This window comes from Bradyrhizobium sp., from assembly GCF_049798375.1.
Classification (GTDB): Bacteria; Pseudomonadota; Alphaproteobacteria; order Rhizobiales; family Xanthobacteraceae; genus Bradyrhizobium.
Genome location: NZ_JBARGP010000428.1, coordinates 1 through 2,082, shown reverse-complemented (window position 1 = coordinate 2,082; position 2,082 = coordinate 1). Strand labels below are relative to the sequence as shown.

At 67.4% G+C, this 2,082-nt stretch carries 3 protein-coding genes and 1 pseudogene; all 4 read left to right on the top strand.

Annotated features, from left to right (window positions below; genetic code table 11):
* The coding region (locus WA702_RS18045; RefSeq protein ID WP_425111896.1) for a lytic transglycosylase domain-containing protein at positions 1-646 on the top strand (646 nt) is incomplete at its 5' end.
* A gap of 102 nt (positions 647-748) precedes the next feature.
* Positions 749-1,495 carry an AzlC family ABC transporter permease gene (locus WA702_RS18040; protein WP_425111895.1) on the top strand — a complete coding sequence of 249 codons (747 nt, stop codon included), beginning with the start codon at positions 749-751 and terminating at the stop codon, positions 1,493-1,495.
* On the top strand, positions 1,492-1,836 hold the full coding sequence (locus WA702_RS18035; protein ID WP_425111894.1) for an AzlD domain-containing protein: 345 nt from the start codon (positions 1,492-1,494) through the stop codon (positions 1,834-1,836). The genes WA702_RS18040 and WA702_RS18035 overlap by 4 nt, the downstream gene beginning before the upstream one ends.
* Positions 1,837-1,891: 55 nt before the next feature.
* Positions 1,892-2,082 (top strand): annotated as a pseudogene (locus WA702_RS18030) (tRNA (N6-threonylcarbamoyladenosine(37)-N6)-methyltransferase TrmO); the annotation flags it as partial.

Below are 2,082 nucleotides of genomic sequence, written 5' to 3'. Positions count from 1 at the left end.
GTTCATGCCGGGCACGGCAGATGAGCGGCGATTGCTTGATCCCTTTGATCCCGTTCAGGCGCTGCCGAAATCGGCGGAGTTTCTTGCCGAGCTGCGCAATCAGTTCGGCAATCTCGGGCTTGCGGCGGCGGCCTACAATGCCGGGCCGCGCCGGGTGCAGGATTGGCTCGCCGGCAAGGGGCAGATGCCGTGGGAGACGCGCAACTACGTTTCGGTGATCACAGGCGCGACCGTCGATGACTGGGCCGCCGCGGACAAGGGCGGCAAACCGCCGCCAAACCCGCCGCCGACCTCCTGCCGCGAACTGATGGCGCTGTTGAAGCGCGCGCCGAACCCGTTCGTCACCCAGCTCGAGCAGCATGTCGCGCTGTCAGCCGCCAAGCTGTGGGGCGTACAGCTCGCCGCCGGCTTCGATCGCAACAAGGCGCTCTCGATGTATGCGCGTGCGATCAAGGGGCTCAGCACTGTTATCGGCGATCGCGATCCGAGCCTGCTGTCGTCGGTGATGCGCACGCGCGGCTTCCACGCCTTCTATCAGGTGCGGATCGGCACTGACACGCGGGGCGAGGCCGACGATCTCTGCAACCGCATCCGCCGCGCCAAAGGCGCATGCTTCGTGCTGCGCAATCACGGCGTCAGAGGCTAAGGAGTTGCGCTCGGCGCAGAGCCGCAGGCGCTGCGAAGCGGTTGACGGCGCGATCGGCCGCCCGCTCTATGGCCGCACGATGCAACTCATTCCACTGCGCCCGTGACGCTCCCTCCGCTCGATTCCCCGCGATGGCATGGCGCGATGCGTGCCTTCGGCTGGGGCCTGCGCGCGACATCTGCCACCATCCTGTCGCCGGTGCTGTTCGTCACCTTCATCGGCATCGGCGCGCTGGCGCACGATAGCGGCTTCAGCATGCTCTGGGCGATCCTGAGCACGGTGCTGGTCTGGGCCGGGCCGGCGCAGATCATCCTGGTCTCGACGCTCGGCTCCGGCGTGACCATCGTGCAGGCGGCGATCGCGGTGACGATGAGCGCGATCAGGCTGTTTCCGATGGTGGTCTCGGTGCTGCCCCTGGTGCGCAGGCCGGAGACCAGGCGGCGGGACCTGGTGCTGGTGGCGCATTTCACCGCGGTGACCTTGTGGGTCGAATGCTACCGCTTCCTGCCGCATGTGCCGCGCGAGGGCCGCATCGCCTTCGTGCACGGGCTCGGCACCGGCCTGGTCTCGATCGGGTTCGTCGCCACCATCATCGGCTATCTGCTCGCCGCGAACCTGTCGCAGACCTTCGGCGCGGCGGTGCTGCTGCTGACGCCGCTGGCGTTCCTGTTCTCCACCGCGCGCAATTCCAAGGGCATTGCCGACGGGTTGTCGCTTGGCCTCGGGCTCGTGTTCTATCCGCTGGCCGCGTTGCTCAATAGCGGCGTCGACATCCTGGTCAGCGGCGTCGCCGCCGGCACCATTGCGTTTGGCGTCCACAAATGGCGCGAGCGGCGGGAGTTCGCATGAGCGGCTTCATCGGCGACTGGCACGCGCTCGTGGTGCTGCTGGTGGCGGGCGTCATTCCGAACCAGATCTGGCGCATGCTCGGGCTGTGGCTCGGTGGCGGCATCGACGAAGGCTCCGATCTCCTGATGTGGGTGAAGGCGGTGGCGACCGCGATCCTTGCCGGGGTCATCGCCCAGATCCTGGTGCAGCCGCCGGGCGCGCTGGCCAGCGTGCCCTGGTTCCTGCGCTATGGTGCGCTGGCAGCCGGCTTCGCCGCCTTCATGGTGACGCGCCGCTCGATCTTCGCCGGCGTCGTCTGCGGCGAGGTCGTGATGCTCGCCGGCAAATGGTGGCTCGGCTGATTTGCGCGGCTGATCTGCAATCTGGTAGACTTCGCCAACTGATCGGACCGGATTGATGAGCACAGATACCGACCTCCGCCCGGGTGAAATCACCGTCGACGTGCCACCGCCGCACGATGCGGCGTTGTATTTCATCGGCCGCATCCGCACGCCCTGGACCTCGCGGCTGGATACGCCACGGCAGGGCAGTCCCGAGGGGCCGGTGTGTCGGCTCGAGATCTTCGAGCCCTGGGTGCCGGCCTTGAA

Bases quoted from the DNA above. Each gene is read 5' to 3' on its own strand.
- WA702_RS18035 (WP_425111894.1), top strand. From the start codon at position 1,492: ATGAGCGGCTTCATCGGCGACTGGCACGCGCTCGTGGTGCTGCTGGTG.